This is a genomic window from Ruegeria sp. YKSE079, assembly GCF_059612845.1.
Genome location: NZ_JBXWRJ010000004.1, coordinates 30,328 through 45,706, shown reverse-complemented (window position 1 = coordinate 45,706; position 15,379 = coordinate 30,328). Strand labels below are relative to the sequence as shown.

At 59.6% G+C, this 15,379-nt stretch carries 14 protein-coding genes; 9 read left to right on the top strand and 5 right to left on the bottom strand.

The features are described 5' to 3' along the window. Positions 1-306: 306 nt before the first annotated feature. Positions 307-2,106, bottom strand: a complete 1,800-nt coding sequence (locus AC2FMY_RS04800) for an amidohydrolase (RefSeq protein WP_496807054.1) — start codon at positions 2,104-2,106, stop codon at positions 307-309. A 239-nt stretch (positions 2,107-2,345) separates the two neighbouring features. Here AC2FMY_RS04800 and parE point away from each other — a divergent pair, with 239 nt between their 5' ends. The 5 genes from parE (at position 2,346) to AC2FMY_RS04775 (ending at position 7,682) form a co-directional block, all read left to right on the top strand. After that, positions 2,346-4,304 carry a DNA topoisomerase IV subunit B gene (parE, locus tag AC2FMY_RS04795; RefSeq protein WP_496807053.1) on the top strand — a complete coding sequence of 653 codons (1,959 nt, stop codon included), beginning with the start codon at positions 2,346-2,348 and terminating at the stop codon, positions 4,302-4,304. A gap of 15 nt (positions 4,305-4,319) precedes the next feature. Continuing rightward, positions 4,320-5,150, top strand: coding sequence for a hypothetical protein (locus tag AC2FMY_RS04790; protein WP_496807052.1), 831 nt, complete (start codon positions 4,320-4,322; stop codon positions 5,148-5,150). Between the two features lie 569 nt (positions 5,151-5,719). Beyond that, positions 5,720-6,022, top strand: coding sequence for a hypothetical protein (locus AC2FMY_RS04785; RefSeq protein ID WP_496807051.1), 303 nt, complete (start codon positions 5,720-5,722; stop codon positions 6,020-6,022). Beyond that, the gene (locus tag AC2FMY_RS04780) at positions 6,019-6,663 is read left to right on the top strand and encodes an alpha/beta hydrolase (RefSeq protein ID WP_496748249.1); all 645 of its coding nucleotides are present in this window, start codon (positions 6,019-6,021) and stop codon (positions 6,661-6,663) included. The genes AC2FMY_RS04785 and AC2FMY_RS04780 overlap by 4 nt, the downstream gene beginning before the upstream one ends. A 197-nt stretch (positions 6,664-6,860) precedes the next feature. Then, positions 6,861-7,682, top strand: a complete 822-nt coding sequence (locus AC2FMY_RS04775; RefSeq protein WP_496748248.1) for a hypothetical protein — start codon at positions 6,861-6,863, stop codon at positions 7,680-7,682. Here the strand turns inward: AC2FMY_RS04775 and AC2FMY_RS04770 are convergent. Then, on the bottom strand, positions 7,624-8,301 hold the full coding sequence (locus AC2FMY_RS04770) for a TIGR04283 family arsenosugar biosynthesis glycosyltransferase (RefSeq protein WP_496807050.1): 678 nt from the start codon (positions 8,299-8,301) through the stop codon (positions 7,624-7,626). The genes AC2FMY_RS04775 and AC2FMY_RS04770 overlap by 59 nt on opposite strands. Before the next feature lie 72 nt (positions 8,302-8,373). On the opposite strand from AC2FMY_RS04770, the gene ygfZ reads away from it, so the two are divergent. Both ygfZ and AC2FMY_RS04760 read left to right on the top strand, forming a co-directional pair. Further along, entirely contained in the window at positions 8,374-9,111 is a 738-nt protein-coding gene (ygfZ, locus tag AC2FMY_RS04765; protein WP_496807049.1) for a CAF17-like 4Fe-4S cluster assembly/insertion protein YgfZ, read from the top strand. Positions 9,112-9,201: 90 nt separating this feature from the next. Next, positions 9,202-10,125, top strand: a complete 924-nt coding sequence (locus tag AC2FMY_RS04760) for an ABC transporter transmembrane domain-containing protein (RefSeq protein ID WP_496807048.1) — start codon at positions 9,202-9,204, stop codon at positions 10,123-10,125. 62 nt (positions 10,126-10,187) lie between these two features. Here AC2FMY_RS04760 and efp read toward each other — a convergent pair whose 3' ends face one another. Beyond that, positions 10,188-10,751: an elongation factor P gene (gene efp, locus AC2FMY_RS04755; protein ID WP_480749593.1), complete on the bottom strand. Its 564-nt coding sequence runs from the start codon at positions 10,749-10,751 to the stop codon at positions 10,188-10,190. Between the two features lie 219 nt (positions 10,752-10,970). Here efp and AC2FMY_RS04750 point away from each other — a divergent pair, with 219 nt between their 5' ends. Both AC2FMY_RS04750 and AC2FMY_RS04745 read left to right on the top strand, forming a co-directional pair. After that, a complete protein-coding gene (locus tag AC2FMY_RS04750; RefSeq protein ID WP_480749592.1) occupies positions 10,971-11,291 on the top strand; it encodes a DUF6280 family protein in 321 nt (106 codons plus the stop codon). A 171-nt stretch (positions 11,292-11,462) separates the two neighbouring features. After that, positions 11,463-12,920 carry a cobyric acid synthase gene (locus AC2FMY_RS04745; RefSeq protein ID WP_496746287.1) on the top strand — a complete coding sequence of 486 codons (1,458 nt, stop codon included), beginning with the start codon at positions 11,463-11,465 and terminating at the stop codon, positions 12,918-12,920. A gap of 6 nt (positions 12,921-12,926) precedes the next feature. On the opposite strand, the gene AC2FMY_RS04740 is transcribed toward AC2FMY_RS04745, so the two are convergent. Beyond that, on the bottom strand, positions 12,927-13,808 hold the full coding sequence (locus tag AC2FMY_RS04740) for a hypothetical protein (protein WP_496746285.1): 882 nt from the start codon (positions 13,806-13,808) through the stop codon (positions 12,927-12,929). Between the two features lie 74 nt (positions 13,809-13,882). After that, complete coding sequence (locus AC2FMY_RS04735) at positions 13,883-15,301, bottom strand: TolC family outer membrane protein (protein ID WP_496746283.1); 1,419 nt, start codon at positions 15,299-15,301, stop codon at positions 13,883-13,885. Positions 15,302-15,379 lie beyond the last annotated feature (78 nt).

The following is a 15,379-nucleotide window of genomic DNA, read 5'->3' as shown; positions in this document are numbered from 1 at the left end:
CCGGCCAAATCTTCAACGCGACATGATTTCTGCGCCGCCTCTTCGCAGACACGTGCGGATCCACGCCAATCCAATTCCATGTTCCGCTCATTTCGCGAACGATACCCCGACCCCGATGGGCCGGACGCGGCGACGGCAACCGCACCATGTCCGCGACCGCATTGCTGCCGACCTTCCAACGCATGCAAACTCATCCGTTTCCGCCACCCTCAGCCGCTTCTTTCTGGTCTCCAATACCCCGGAGAGCGCGAGGGGCTGGCCCCTCGCCCGCCGCCGCATTTCATGACCCCGATCGCTCGAACACGCTCAAAGGGCCCCAAACGCGCGCTGCATCGCTTCAAGAAAACCATGCGACGCATGCGGATCCCCGAACAGGGCTCCGCTGTTCAAATCCCCCTTCCTGACCCCGTCTTCGGCCTGATAGACAACCCTGTCCTCCTTGATGGTCGCCAGCACATCGATTTCCGCCAACGCCTCCGGTTCGACCGACAGGGGATTGTCCGACAGCAGGACGAAATCCGCCAGTTTGCCAATCTCGATCGAACCCTTGTCGTCTTCCTCGAAATGCTGCCAGGCGGGCCAGATCGTCATCGCCTTCAGCGCCGTCGGAACGTCGACGCGCTGGTGCGGCCCCAGAATGTCCCCCGACCGGGTCCGCCGCGTGACCGTGGCCGAAAGGATGCGCATGCTGTCGGGGAACGCCACCGGCGCATCATGGTGCGAGCCGAACATCATCCCCCGATCAACCACCCAGCCCGTGGGCGAGATATTGTCCGCATTGACCGGCCCGACCGTGTGATCCCGGTGCCAGTCCCCCCAATAGAACGTGTGCATGGGAAACAGCGACGGGAACACTCCAAGCGCCTTGATGGTGTCGACCTGATCTTCCCGCAGGAACTGGCCGTGAACAAGCACCGGGCGCGTTTCGATGGCGCCGAACTCCTCCTGCGCCGCCGCGATGGCGGCAAGAAGCATGTCAGACGCCCCTTCACCGTTTGAATGCGTCAAGATCTGGATGCCGTTCTCGTAAGCCCAGTGAACGGCGTCCAGGGTCTGCTCCATGGTTGCGGCGGCATAACCGGCATATCCCGGCGGATAGTCCCCGACCGGATCATGGTATGGCCTGTCGCGCAGCGCCGTGAACCCCTGTGGCGAACCGTCGATGGTCAGTTTGGCGCCCCCGACGCGAACGCCATCGACGTAAGTTTTCGACGCGTTGGCCGCGATATAATCCCGGTCCACCAGAACATCCGGATAGGCCACGACATCGATGGGAATTTCCCCCGCCGCCGCCACCAGCTTCAACGTTTCCACCACCTCTGGCGTCGAACGTCCTTCCTGCCCGGTCGTATAGCCAAAGCTCGCCCATAATTTCGTCCCGGCCCGGGCGAATTCCTGCATGCCTTCGGCGCCAAGACCGCCGATCAAGGGCATGAGAACGCCAAAGAATGCGTTTTCCTCCAGCACGCCGTTGGGTTCGCCATTCTCGTCAAACCGGATCACGCCGCCGGGCGGCGGCGTTGCACCCGCACCTATGCCGGCCACCTCCAGCGCCTTCGAATTGGCAACGCCAAAATGACCCGACTGATGCACGATGATGATCGGATGCTCGGTTGATACTTCGTCCAGCTCGTATCGCGTGGGCGGGCGTTTTTCGACAAGCTGGCTTTCGTCATAACCGAACCCGACAATCAGGTTGACCCGGTCGACGATGTCCCGGTTCTCCGCCAGCCAATCGGACAGTGATTTCTGTATCGACGCGATATCCGCATTCGGCCCATCTGGCGGCGGCAACAGGTTGGCCGACAGCGCCTGCAGCCCCCCCATCACCGCATGCCCGTGACTGTCGACAAAGCCGGGCAGCATCGTGCGCCCCTCCAGGTCAAAGACAGCGGTCTGATCGCCCTGAAGCGCCAGAAGATCCGCCAGATCGCCGACGGCCAGAATGCGGCCGTCCTTTACCGCCACGGCTTCGGCCACCGGTTGCGCGTCGTTGATGGTCAGGATTGGCCCGCCGGTATAAATAGTGTCCGCATTCTCCTGCGCGATACCCTTGCCCGCCGCACAAACCGCGACGCAGGCCGCTGCAATCAGTTGAAAATTCATTCCACCAATTCCCTTTCCGGTTTCGGCCACATGACTGCAGCCGGATGTCAAATCCTTGTATCACTTTGAAACTACTCTAGGGTGCGCAATTCATTTGGCAAATTCCGATTGCCAGCAGCCGGACCGGCACAGGTCGCACCGCGCAAATCGGGCCAATTGCCCACAACACCTCGCGCCCCTCTTCCAACCGACCACATCACCTGCCATAATGGGCCAAACCTGATAACAAGAGCAGCCCCATGCCCGAAGATCTGTTGAGCGCACCCGCCTCCACCACTTACGACGCCTCCTCCATCGAGGTGCTCGAAGGTCTGGAACCCGTCCGCAAACGCCCCGGCATGTATATCGGCGGCACCGACGAGCGCGCGCTGCATCACATGCTGGCCGAGATCCTCGACAACTCGATGGACGAGGCCGTGGCCGGCCACGCCAACCGGATCGAGGTCGAACTGCACGCCGATTTCGCGCTCACCGTGCGCGACAACGGCCGCGGCATCCCCATCGACCCGCACCCCAAGTTCCCCGGCAAATCCGCGCTCGAGGTGATCCTGTGCACCCTGCACGCGGGCGGCAAGTTCTCGGGCAAGGCCTACCAGACCTCGGGCGGCCTGCATGGCGTCGGCGCATCCGTGGTCAACGCGCTCTCCGATTCCATGGTCGTGCAGGTGGCCCGCGACAAGCAACTTTACGAACAGCGATTCTCGCGCGGCCTGCCGCTCGGCCCGGTGGAAAAGATCGGCGCCGCCCCCAACCGGCGCGGCACCACCGTCACCTTCCATGCCGACGAGGAAATCTTTGGCCACCACCGCTTCAAACCGGCCCGCCTGTTCAAGTCGATCCGCTCCAAGGCCTATCTCTTCTCGGGCGTCGAAATTCGCTGGAAATCCGCCATCGACGACGGCGAAACCCCGCTCGAAGCCACGTTCCACTTCCCCGGCGGCCTCAGTGATTACCTCAAGGAGACGATGAACGGCTCCTCCACCTATGCCGATCAGCCCTTTGCCGGCGCCGTCGATTTCAACGAGAAATTCGGCACCCCCGGCAAGGTCGAATGGGCGATCAACTGGACGCCCTCGCGCGACGGCTTCATCCAGTCCTACTGCAACACCGTTCCCACCCCCGAGGGCGGCACCCACGAATCCGGCTTCTGGGCCGCGATCGTCAAGGGCATCAAGGCCTATGGCGAGCTGATCAACAACAAGAAAGCGGGCCAGATCACCCGCGATGACCTGACCACCGGCGGCTGCGCGCTGGTCTCGTGTTTCATCCGCGAACCCGAATTCGTCGGCCAGACCAAGGACCGCCTCGCCACGGTCGAGGCACAGCGGCTGGTCGAAAACTCGGTCCGCGACCATTTCGACAACTGGCTCGCCGCCGACACCAAATCCGCCGGCGCCATCCTCGACTTCCTGATCCTGCGCGCCGAGGAACGCCTGCGCCGCCGTCAGGAAAAGGAAACCGCCCGCAAGTCGGCCACCAAGAAACTGCGCCTGCCCGGCAAGCTGGTCGATTGCTCCGCCACCAGCCGCGACGGCACCGAGCTGTTCATCGTCGAGGGCGATTCGGCGGGCGGCTCGGCCAAGATGGCCCGCGACCGCAAAACCCAGGCCCTGCTACCCCTGCGCGGCAAGATCCTCAACGTGTTGGGCGCGGCCTCCTCGAAACTGGGCACCAATGCCGAAATCAGCGACCTGACACAGGCGCTGGGCGTCGGGCTTGGCAGCAAGTTCAACATCGACGACCTGCGTTATGACAAGATCATCATCATGACCGACGCCGATGTCGACGGCGCGCATATCGCCGCGCTCCTGATGACCTTCTTCTTCACCCAGATGCGCCCGATGATCGACGCGGGCCACCTCTATCTCGCCTGCCCGCCGCTCTACCGCCTGACGCAAGGCGCCCACCGGGTCTATTGCCTGGACGAACCCGAACGCGACGCATGGCTGGAAAAAGGTCTGGGCGGCAGGGGCAAGATCGACGTCAGCCGCTTCAAGGGTCTGGGCGAGATGGACGCCAAGGACCTCAAAGAGACCACGATGGACCCGAAATCGCGCAAACTGATCCGGGTCACCATCGACGAGGACGAACCCGGCGAAACCGGCGACCTGGTCGAACGCCTGATGGGCAAGAAACCCGAACTGCGCTTCCAGTACATCCAGGAGAACGCCCGGTTCGTGGAGGAGTTGGATGTTTAGTCAATAAAACAAAAAATGATGGATATTTTCTTGAAGAGGAGAGCGATAAAATGCGCACTGAGAAAACCTACACCCCAGAGATTTTCAATAGACCGGGAGAATTGGCATAGCATTGACTATTTCTCCGCTTCGTTAAAGTTCAGCGAAGGTGAAAATAGAGACATTTTTATTGAAAGTTTTGAAAACCAAGAGATATCCGGACTCCGGTGGAATGGAAGCCAGTACGAGGAAGAAATCTCAATACCTGCCACTGAGTTGAACAACGCCTCTTTGGAAATTACTCATCATTATAGGAGCGTTAGAATTAAATATGATGGGGCAATAAGTTTTTTCTTTGGACAAGCTTCTCTACTGCATCTCAGGGTACTACTGAAGGAATGGTGGACACAAAGACGTTTTAACTCCCAGCTAAGATTTCGAACAGACAGAATAGAAGTTCTTAAGGAAATAGTAGAAATTCACATTAATAGAGTAGAAGACGACCCGCTTGCAGCGGCAGGTGCAAGTGGAATAAGCGCATGGAATCTTTTTCAACGAATTCACGGCCAACGCGCATTTAATCACCCAAACTCATCGACTGCATTCGCCAGGTTCAAAATGATTCTGAACTCACTGGTCTCGTCGAATGATCTTTCATGTGATGAACGATCTCTATTTCGACTGAATCCTCGTTCCCTTCAATCGATTTCAGAACATGAAGTTGAGCAACAACGCCATAATGACAATATTCGGCACAATTGGCTGATTTTTACTTTAACTCTCGTACTGGCGGTAACCGCGATCTGGGGAGCATGGACGGATTGGTCTCAATTGCCCAATCAAGGCTCTGTTTTATCAAAAGAGTAAGCGCTCAGCATGCTGTAGGGTGGGTTTTCAACTGACCGCTATTCCACCAAAACCCGCGCACAGGCGTAGGATGGGTGTTCACACCCATCATTCGTAAGTCCGCCAACGCGGCGATGGGTGTAAACACCCATCCTACCCCAACCACGAAGCTCGCGCCCGGCCCGAGGGCGGGGCGAAACGCGCCCGCGTGGTGCCGAAGGCACGCCATAGGCCATGACGGGGCGGGCCAAGCGCGTGCATGATGCCGTGCATCATGCATTGGATTGGGCGAGGCGTTTCCACGAACCGTAGGGCGGGCTTCAGCCCGCCGCCGCGCCGCAATCCGTAGGGTGATGCGCGCAGGCACTCTCGGCAGAGCAAACGAACGTCCCCCCTACCCAGACCGGAAGGACTGTCCGGGTTTCTGCAATCGTCACACTCTGAACCCAGGGGCTGAGTTTCTGACCTTTTCTTTATCTGATGTGATGCATTCTTGACCATGGCGGGGCGTGACAGCGTCCATGTTTCGGCTATTGACACTCCCGGCCTCGCCTTGCGGGGTCTCATTTCAACAAAGCAATCAGGCAAAAATGAAAAAGATACTGCTTATTAACGGATTGGTCCTCATGGGCCTTGCCGCATGCACCACCCCCGAAGAAATCGCCGCCGACTACCGGGCACGAGACTGTATATCGCTCGGGCAGGAACGCGCGGTTCTGCAATCCCAGCTGCGCGGCGCAGAAACGGATCTGGCGATCAGCACAACCGCCGCGATCCTGACCGGCGACGACGATATTCTTCTCGACAGCGATATCGACGCCATAACGGTCGACGAGATCGAAGAGCGTCTGGATATCCTCCGACGGGTTCAGGCAGAGAAAGGCTGTGCATGATCAACCTGAGATACATCAAACCGGCGCTGGCCGCGGCCAGCCTGCTTCTTGCCGGTTGCGGATATCCGCAAACCGAATTCACCGCCCGCGACCATCAGCTTGTCATGACCGGGGTCATTGACGACACCACCGTTGACAGCCTGCGTCAGGCCCGCGCGGGCAGCCCGCAGGCAGATACCATATCGCTGCTTTTTGTTCCCGGGTCGGCCGATGACGAGAACTCGCTGAATCAGCTCACCAGCTACGTCCGGTCCGAGGGCTTCAAGACGGTGGTACCGGCGAATGGTCTGGTCGCCTCGGGCGGCACCGACATGGCGCTGATGGGCCGACACCGGGTGATCGAATCCGGCGCCTGTGTCGGGGTGCACTCCTGGGCTGCGGGTTTTTTTGGCCTGGCTGTCGACACCGGCGCGGACCTGCCACGCGACGCCCCCGAACATCAGCTCTATCTGAACTTCTATCGCAAGATCGGCATTCCTGAATCGTTCTACTGGTACACTCTGACAGTGGCGGGACCCGACAATGTCCACTGGATGTCGCCCGAAGAAATCAACCGCTTCAGACTGAGCGATGTTCCCGTTCCTGCCAGCCCGGAAAGCCCGGCCCAACGGGCGGAACGGTGTTTCAACCGCCTGCCCTGATCAAGCGCCGAATGCCGGTGCCCGTCTGATGGCACCCCCTCCGGGCCGGGCTTGGGTCCGCCCGGAGATCACCGAAATAACCTGTACATTTCGCACAACACGCCCCTGAAAACCTGTACAATTCGCTCAATTCGCGCCGCTCCTACATCTTCGTGAGGACCGTTGCGAAAACCCGCGCACATCGTAAACTCCGCCGCATGATGTTCATAACCGACAACCAGTTGCCCCTGCTGATCCTGTTCTTTCTGATCGGATCGGTCGGCACCGCGTTCTTCTTTCGCAAACCCGCCGGTCACAGAGCGTGGAAACTGGCCGATCTGGTCTGGGTCGTTCTGGGCGGCATCGGTGCCCTGGTTGCTGTTCTGGCAGGGCTTTATACCACCGACAGCTCGCGCCTGGACCGTCAGATCGACGTGGCCTTTGCCGCCACGCAAGCCTTTGACCGCGACGCCGCCCGGTTCCGGCTGCGCTTTTGCGATCCGGCCTATGATGTTGATATTGCTACATTATGCGACAAGGTCGAGTTCCTCTCGGCCTCCACCGCCAGCAATGCCGAACTGCCCCTGTTCATCGAAGTCACCAACGAGGTCGCCCCCCTGCAGGGTCTGCATTTTCTCTTTGGCGGCAAGGCCAAGGATGAGATGGACGAGATGCACGACATGGTGGCGCAGGCCGATGCGTTCAACATCGATCAGTTTCTCGTCTTCACCACACTGGACGAACCGACCCAGACGGCGATTGACAATCTGCGCCGAAAAGTCCCTGCAATTGCAGGGGATTACACGATACTGGCACAAAGTTATGACGACCTGATCGAACAGGTCGGCAAGCTGCGGGACGAATGGCAATACCTGCAGGACAACGCTCATATCCTGATCCTGCAGATCGTCGCGCTCTGCCTCGTCAGCTTCGCCGCACCGTTTCGACTTGGCAAATCGCTGGTCGAACTGCGCCGCAGCCTCAGCGCCGATACTCCCGCGCCAGCCGTTCAGGATCCGCCCCCAGACAATAGCGCGTGAACGTCCACAGGTTGCGCGCGCCCCGCCGGAACCATCCGGCCCGCTGGTACTTTTCCGCACTGGTCGTCGCCCGCACCGGCAGCATTCTGACACGCGGCAAGGCCCGGATCATCGCCACATCCTCCATCAACGGCTGGTCGGGAAACCCGCCCGCCTTGGTGTAGTCCACGCGCGTCACCAGCAGACCCTGATCACCATAGGGCAACCCGAAAGCGCGGCTGCGCAGGTTGGCCCATCCGGCCACCCAATTCTGGCGTAACCCTTTGTCATGAAATGATAAAAAGAATGTCGCAGGCGCCCGCGACATGTGCATATGTGCGGCCACGGCCTCGCTCCACCCCGGTTCCAGAACCGTATCGGCATGCAGCACCAACAGCCGGTCCCCCTGCGCCATGTCACACCCGCGCCGCAGCTGGCCACCGCGCGACGGCGGCCCGGTTACGATCACCGCTCCGGCCGCTTCGGCGATCTGCAGCGTGGCATCTTCCGAGCCTCCGTCGCTGACGATCAGTTCGCGGATCAACCCGGCCTGCAACCCTTCGAACAACGCCGCCAACGTATCCGGCAGGCTGGCCGCCGCGTTCAGAGTCGGGATCACGATGCTGATCGGGGCTGGCACGTCCGTCACCTCTGGTCATGGTCACGGGTTCTCCTATATCAACGGCCCAGACGATTGACGAGGACTTGCACCATGCCCACCCGCCGAATCCTGCGCCTCACCGGAAAAGATATCGAATCCTTTCTGCAGGGCCTGATCACCAATGATATCGCGCGGCTGAAGGATGGCCTGGTCTATGCCGCCCTGCTGACCCCTCAGGGCAAGTATCTGGCCGATTTCTTTCTGGCCCGCGACGGTGACGGCATCCTGCTAGACGTGGCCGAGGAACTAGCCGACGGCCTGATCAAACGGCTCAGCATGTACAAGCTGCGCGCCGATGTGACAATCGCCGACAGCGGCCTGCACCTGCAACGCGGCACAGGTACAAAACCCACCGGAGCCCTGACAGACCCCCGCCACCCGGACATGGGCTGGCGCGCCTATGCAAACATGCCGGAAGGCGACGACGGCACCGATTGGAACTCGATCCGGGTAGCACATTGCATTCCCGAAACCGGCATCGAACTGACCCCTGACTGTTATATTCTTGAAGCGGGTTTCGAAATTCTGAACGGCGTGGATTTCAAAAAGGGCTGTTATGTCGGCCAGGAAGTCACTGCACGCATGAAGCACAAGACCGAGTTGCGCAAAGGGTTGAAAATCGTCGAAATCGATGGTGACGCGCCGGTTGGGACTGACATCACCGCCGACGGGAAATCGGTCGGCACGTTGTTTACCCGCGCCGGCAGCAAGGCCATTGCCTACCTGCGCCTGAACCGGGCGCAGGGTGAAATGATTGCCGGCACCGCTCAAGTCCGCCTGCCCGCCTGAACACCGCGCCAGAACACATCGCAAAACTCGGTTTGAACTCCACCTCCTCCCGCGCCAAACTCCGTTTACAAACCGGATAGGGGCGCACTCATGTTTCAACTCTACTCCGCCATCTGGCGCGTCAGTTCAGGCCGCCAGATCGTGTTGATTATCCTGTCCATCGCGATTGCCGCGCTGGCGGCGGTCCCGCTCGAATTTCAGCGCGACATTGTCAACCACCTGACCTCGGGCCAGATCGACAAGGAACAGCTTGTCCTGCTCGGCCTGGGGATGATGGGGGTCATCCTTGTGAGCCTTGTTCTGAAATGGTTGATGGGATTTCGATCCGGCATATTGGGCGAAGACATCATTCGCCTGATCCGACAAAGGCTGCTTGGGCGCGCGTCCGAAGTGGAAGAACAGGATCAACAGGTGCGCAAGGGCACTCTGGCCACCGCAATCTCGGCAGAGGCCGAAGAACTGGGCAAGTTTGCAGGCGGTGCGTTTTCAGACCCGGTCGTACAGGTCGGTACGCTGATCAGTGTGATCGGCTATATCTCGTCAACTCAACCCGGCTTGGGCCTGATCGCCCTGTCGATGATCCTTCCGCAGGTCGTGATCGTTCTGATTTCGCAGCGCAAGGTCAACAAATTTGTCGCCGAGCGTGTCCGCATCCTGCGGGCGGCGACCGATCAATTGACGGCGCGGGATATCGAGGATGCAGTTCAGGCGGTCACCGACCGTTTTGACGCGATTTATGATACGCGCCGCCAGATGTTCCTGTGGAAGCTGTCGGCCAAATTCCTGCTCAGTACCATCAATGGTGCCGGAACGGTGGGGGTTCTGATGCTTGGCGGATGGCTGGTGCTGAATGGCAAGACCGACGTCGGCACGGTTGTTGCCGCAACAAGCGGTCTGACGCGTATTCAGGGCCCGACCGCATTCCTGATCGCCTTTTATCGTCAGGTCAGCGCCAACCGGATCAAGTATGAACTGATTCTGGAAATCTTCGAAGGTCAGGCCGTACGGCGATAAAAAATGCCCGCCACATTCAGCTTTGGCGGGCATTCAAAAATCCCGGATCACATGACGTTACGTTATGCGCGCTCGGAATATTCCATGGTCTCGGTATTCACGACGATCATTTCGTCCTGCCCGACAAACGGCGGCACCATCACCTTGACGCCGTTGTCGAGGATCGCCGGCTTGAACGAATTCGCCGCCGTCTGTCCTTTGACCACCGGCTCGGTTTCCACGATCTTGCAGGTGACTTTCTGCGGCAGCGTGGCGTTCAGCGCTTCGCTTTCATAAAACTCGACGACGATGGTCATGCCGTCCTGCAGGAAAGGGCGGCGCTCGCCCAGTAGATCCGCAGGCAATTCGATCTGTTCATAGGTTTCGGCATCCATGAACACCAGCATCCCATCGCTTTCATACAGAAATTGCTGATCTTTCTGCTCCAGCCGGACCCGCTCGACCTTGTCCGCCGACCGGAAGCGCTCGTTCAGTTTCGAACCGTTGCGCAGGTTGCGCATCTCGACCTGGGCAAAGGCCCCGCCCTTGCCCGGCTTCACATGATCCACCTTGACCGCGGCCCAAAGTCCGCCGTTATGCTCCAGCACGTTGCCGGGGCGGATTTCGTTCCCATTGATCTTGGGCATTACATATTTCCTTCACACATGGTTGATGCGCCGTTCGGCGACCCTATATCTGGCGGGACCGGACCTGGCAAGACAACGACACCTAGTGCTGCAGTTGCAGCGAGCCATGCAGTTTACGCAACGCAACTATGCATATTAGGTGTATCCGAATCACGCTTCATCGGTCATAAGGAACGCCACGCCGAAAATTGCAAGAGCAAGAACAACAAGGAAGACGAGATGAGAGATTTCGTTGACGGCACCGCCTTTAACAACGAGCAGGGCAACCGTGCTCGGAAATTGTTTGCGGCTGTCGTACTGGCCGCACTGGATGATGCCATCGCCGACGACAAGAAATATGGCAATGGCCCGGAACAGATCGCCCGCTGGGCCCGTTCACGCGACGGGCGCGAAGTGCTGACCTGTGCCGGGATCGACCCGAACGAACGCGTTGTAAGCGGCCTGATGGAATTCGTAGGCCGCGGCATCCGCACATCGGTTGCGTTGTCGCGCGAGGAAAGCGAACGTCGCAACGCAGCTATGCAGGCCGAAGCGGCGTAAATCTGATTTCGCCCATTCAAAAGCGCGCCCGATTGACGGCGCGCTTTTTTGTCGCCGCAGTTTCCTGCGCCATGTCCCGATATGTCGGTTTTGCCGCCATTTAAGTGCTGTCCGGGCCTTTTCCCCGGCCACAATTTCGGGTGATGTGCTGTCGCAAGAAGGAGGCACCGCATGGTTCGCGCCATCATGATTCAGGGCACCGGCAGCAATGTCGGAAAATCGATGCTCGTTGCTGGACTGGCCCGCGCATTTACCCGGCGCGGTCTCAGGGTGGCGCCGTTCAAGCCGCAGAACATGTCCAACAACGCCGCTGTCACTGCAAACGGTGGCGAGATCGGGCGCGCGCAAGCATTGCAAGCACGAGCAGCCAAACGCGCCACACATACGGATATGAATCCAATCCTGCTGAAACCCGAAACTGACACCGGGGCGCAAATCATCGTTCATGGCAGACGTGCCGGAACGATGAAGGCAGGTGATTACCGCAAAGATAAATCTAAACTTCTCGGCGCCGCATTGGAAAGCTTCGATCGGCTATGTTCCGACGCTGATCTCGTGCTGATCGAAGGCGCAGGCAGCCCTGCCGAAACCAACCTGCGCAAAGGCGACATCGCCAACATGGGGTTTGCCTGCGCCGCAGGCGTGCCCGTGGTGCTGGTCGGTGACATCCATCGCGGCGGCGTCATCGCACAGATCGTCGGCACTCAGGCAGTTCTGACCCCCGAAGATCTGTCGATGATCCGGGGGTTTGCCATCAACCGTTTCAAGGGCGATGTGTCGCTCTTTGACGAGGGCCGCGACGACATCGCCAACCGCACCGGCTGGCCCTGTCTGGGGGTTGTTCCGTGGTTCAACGATGCCTGGAAACTGCCCGCCGAGGACATGATGGATATCCGCTCTCACACCGGTGGTACCTGCAAAATCGTGGTGCCACAGCTTGAACGGATGGCGAATTTCGACGATCTCGACCCGTTGTCGGCGGAACCGGATGTCAGCGTCGAAATCATTCCCGCCGGACGCCCCCTGCCCGGCGATGCCGATCTAGTGCTGCTGCCTGGCAGCAAGTCGACCATCGGGGATCTGGCCTATTTCCGGACGCAAGGCTGGGATATCGACCTTTATGCCCACGTGCGGCGCGGCGGTCACGTTCTGGGACTTTGCGGCGGATATCAGATGCTGGGCAAAAGCATCGACGACCCCGACGGCATCGAAGGGTTCAAAGGCCGGGTCGAGGGGCTGGGCCTGCTGGATGTCCACACCGTGATGGTCGGAGACAAGCAAGTGACCTTGACCGAGGCAGTGGCCCTGCCACACCGCGAACCCGTCAACGGATACGAGATCCACATCGGGCGCACCCAAGGCCCCGACTGCGCCCGCGCATGGTTGGACATCAATGGCCGTCCCGAAGGCGCCACCAACCCCGACGGGCGCATACGCGGCAGCTATCTGCACGGCCTGTTTTCATCCGATCCGTTCCGCGCCAGCTTTCTGGCCGGTTTGGGCGTGCAGTCGCAAAACGGTTACGAAGACGGTGTCGAGGAAACGCTGGAAATGCTCGCCGACCATCTGGAGCGGCACATGGACCTTGATCAGTTGCTGAAGCTGGCCGAAGAACCCAAACGCAGGTAAAGAGTGCTATTCCAGATCCTGGGAATCCAGAGCCCGGTGTATTTCCCTGCGCACCAGCTTGCGCACGTTGCGGGTGATCCGCTCGCCCAGCGGACCCTGAAGCTCTTCGCGGACAATATCCACCACTAGCTGACGCAAGGCTTCTTCGTCGATCACGGCCTCTGCCGCCTGCGCATAGTCCGCATCCAGCATGTCTTCGTCATCATAGTCATAGAAATCGTCATCCAGAGCGCCGTCGGCGACTTTGGCGGCAGGTCGATACTCCTCGTCAGTCACGGGCTCATTCTCCAGAACATAGGGGACGGGTCTGGCTGGCTCTGGCGGTTCCTCGACACTGCCACTTTCGCTCAGAGACAGGCGATCGTCCTCGTCCCACTCCATCGTCCCGGTCCGGGTTCCGGCATAAGCGTCCGTGCCTTCTCCGTCAGGCTCCCACTGGTCGTCGGTCTGCGCAATTGCGGCCTCCAGCGCCTCGATCTTGGCGCTGAGGCTGATCGCCGGTTCCACCCGTATCACCCCATCGTCAAAGCCTGGCTTCCCGATTGCTTTTTCCTCAGGAGTTGCCGCTACAGGCGAAGGTTCAGGCTGCGAACGGCTTTCAAACGATTGATGCGTCGAATTTCCGGAACCGGTGTCGTGCTGCCGGGTTGCCGCATGGTCGGCTGAATCCGCAACCTGCTGCGCTCGCCCCAACACCAGAGGTGCACGGGCGAGTTTCCTGCCTTCAGAGGTGTCGGCAATACGCAATGCTGGCGTCAGCAAAAGCCGTCCGGGCTTTCTGCGCGCCTTCTGCGCAGGCACGTTCTGGTCCCCGTCCTGCTCACGAACAAGACGGCGGATCGACGACAGAACGTCCTCAGCTTCGGCTTTTGTCACGGGATCCGACATTCTCTGACAACACTCCTACCCTATGGGTTGAGTTTAGCGAACTTGCGGTCGCGCCACAACGGATGCGCCCACGCCTATTTCCTTCCAAGCGCGTTCAGGACGCGATCCAGGTCCCGGCTCTGCTTGCTGATCTGCGCAGGAGCTTTCTTGACGAGGTTATAATATAGCGTTGGATCATAGATCTGAACAGCCAGCCCCAATTGCTCGGCAGTGAGCAGACCTTGGGCTTGCAACAACTGGTATGACGCCCCCGCCCTTTCAGTTCGCGCCGCGACTTGCGCCAGTTGCGCATCCAGCAAATCCTGTTCAGCAGTCAGAACGTCCAGAGTTGTGCGCGCACCAAGTGTCGCCTCTTCGCGAATTCCGTCAAATGCGACCTGTGCAGCGCGAACGCGTTCGTTCGATGCGGTAAGGCTGGCGCCTGCAGTCTGATACCGGGCGTATGCGTCGCTGACATCCTGAGTAACGTCTTTCTGCACATTCAACAGGTTTGCACGCGATGCATCGCGCTGTGCCATGGCCCGGCGAACGTTGGCGGCGATCCGACCGCCCGCATAGATCCTTTGCCGGAACTGAAACCGAACAACGGCATCGCCGCTGTAATCATCGTCGCCGAAATTCTCGACGATGCCCGCGTCAGCCTCAAAATTGACGGTCGGCCCCAAACCTGCACGTTGCTCTTGCACCGCAAGATCCAACGCCCGCACCTGATGCTGCGCTGACAGAATGGCCGGGTGGTTCCGCGCCGCCAGATTGGTCGCACTGCTCAGTGAACTCGGGAGCCTGGCAAGCGGGGGCTGACCCGCCGTGCGCCCCGGCTCCTTGCCAACAACGTTAACATATTCGGCACGCGCAGTCGTCAACGCGCCTTCGGCGTCGGCAAGGTTTGCCCGCGCGTTCGCCAGGCGGGATTCGGAAAGCGCCACATCGGTCCGCGTGACTTCGCCGACTTCGAACCGGTCCTGGGACGCCCGCAATTCTTCACCGAGCAGCCGAACGTTGTTCTGCCGGATGGCAACCGTCTCTTCCCGGAGCAATACGTCAAGATATGCCCTGACAGCACTGAGCAGTACACCCTGTTCGATACCGACAAGGCTTTGCCGCGTGGCAAGAACCGTTTCCTGCGCGGATTGCTTGTTCAGAACCGAGGCCCCGCCATCATAGACCAGCTGCCGCAACTCCAATCCGGTGAAAAAATCATTCCGATCGTTGCTTGCCGACACACCGTTGGTCTGGTTCTGATTGGTGGTGCTCCTGATCCGCGCCGTCCAGTCGATGATTGGCCGCAGTGCGGAAAGCGCAATCGCCACATCTTCATCGGCGACGCGCAACAATGCGCGGTTCTGCTCCAGCAGACCGCTGGTGTTATATGCCCCGATCATCGCGTCAGTAAGGTTATCCGCGATACCCGCGCGCGGCGAAATTGCCGCAATCGAAACGCCCATCGTCAGAACAAGCGCTTTTGCAAGCTTGCGCCCTGTCGCTCTGTGCATTCTAGTGCCCCTTATTTGTAAATCAGCCTTGCCTCTGCGCCAGTTTGGGCGTGATTCCACGTGGTTGCAAGAAGGAGC

Bases quoted from the DNA above. Each gene is read 5' to 3' on its own strand.
- AC2FMY_RS04800 (WP_496807054.1), bottom strand. From the start codon at position 2,106: ATGAATTTTCAACTGATTGCAGCGGCCTGCGTCGCGGTTTGTGCGGCG.
- AC2FMY_RS04775 (WP_496748248.1), top strand. From the start codon at position 6,861: ATGATGTTCATAACCGACAACCAGTTGCCCCTGCTGATCCTGTTCTTT.
- AC2FMY_RS04785 (WP_496807051.1), top strand. From the start codon at position 5,720: ATGAAAAAGATACTGCTTATTAACGGATTGGTCCTCATGGGCCTTGCC.
- efp (WP_480749593.1), bottom strand. From the start codon at position 10,751: ATGCCCAAGATCAATGGGAACGAAATCCGCCCCGGCAACGTGCTGGAG.
- AC2FMY_RS04745 (WP_496746287.1), top strand. From the start codon at position 11,463: ATGGTTCGCGCCATCATGATTCAGGGCACCGGCAGCAATGTCGGAAAA.
- AC2FMY_RS04760 (WP_496807048.1), top strand. From the start codon at position 9,202: ATGTTTCAACTCTACTCCGCCATCTGGCGCGTCAGTTCAGGCCGCCAG.
- AC2FMY_RS04735 (WP_496746283.1), bottom strand. From the start codon at position 15,301: ATGCACAGAGCGACAGGGCGCAAGCTTGCAAAAGCGCTTGTTCTGACG.
- AC2FMY_RS04740 (WP_496746285.1), bottom strand. From the start codon at position 13,808: ATGTCGGATCCCGTGACAAAAGCCGAAGCTGAGGACGTTCTGTCGTCG.
- AC2FMY_RS04790 (WP_496807052.1), top strand. From the start codon at position 4,320: ATGATGGATATTTTCTTGAAGAGGAGAGCGATAAAATGCGCACTGAGA.
- AC2FMY_RS04750 (WP_480749592.1), top strand. From the start codon at position 10,971: ATGAGAGATTTCGTTGACGGCACCGCCTTTAACAACGAGCAGGGCAAC.
- parE (WP_496807053.1), top strand. From the start codon at position 2,346: ATGCCCGAAGATCTGTTGAGCGCACCCGCCTCCACCACTTACGACGCC.
- ygfZ (WP_496807049.1), top strand. From the start codon at position 8,374: ATGCCCACCCGCCGAATCCTGCGCCTCACCGGAAAAGATATCGAATCC.
- AC2FMY_RS04780 (WP_496748249.1), top strand. From the start codon at position 6,019: ATGATCAACCTGAGATACATCAAACCGGCGCTGGCCGCGGCCAGCCTG.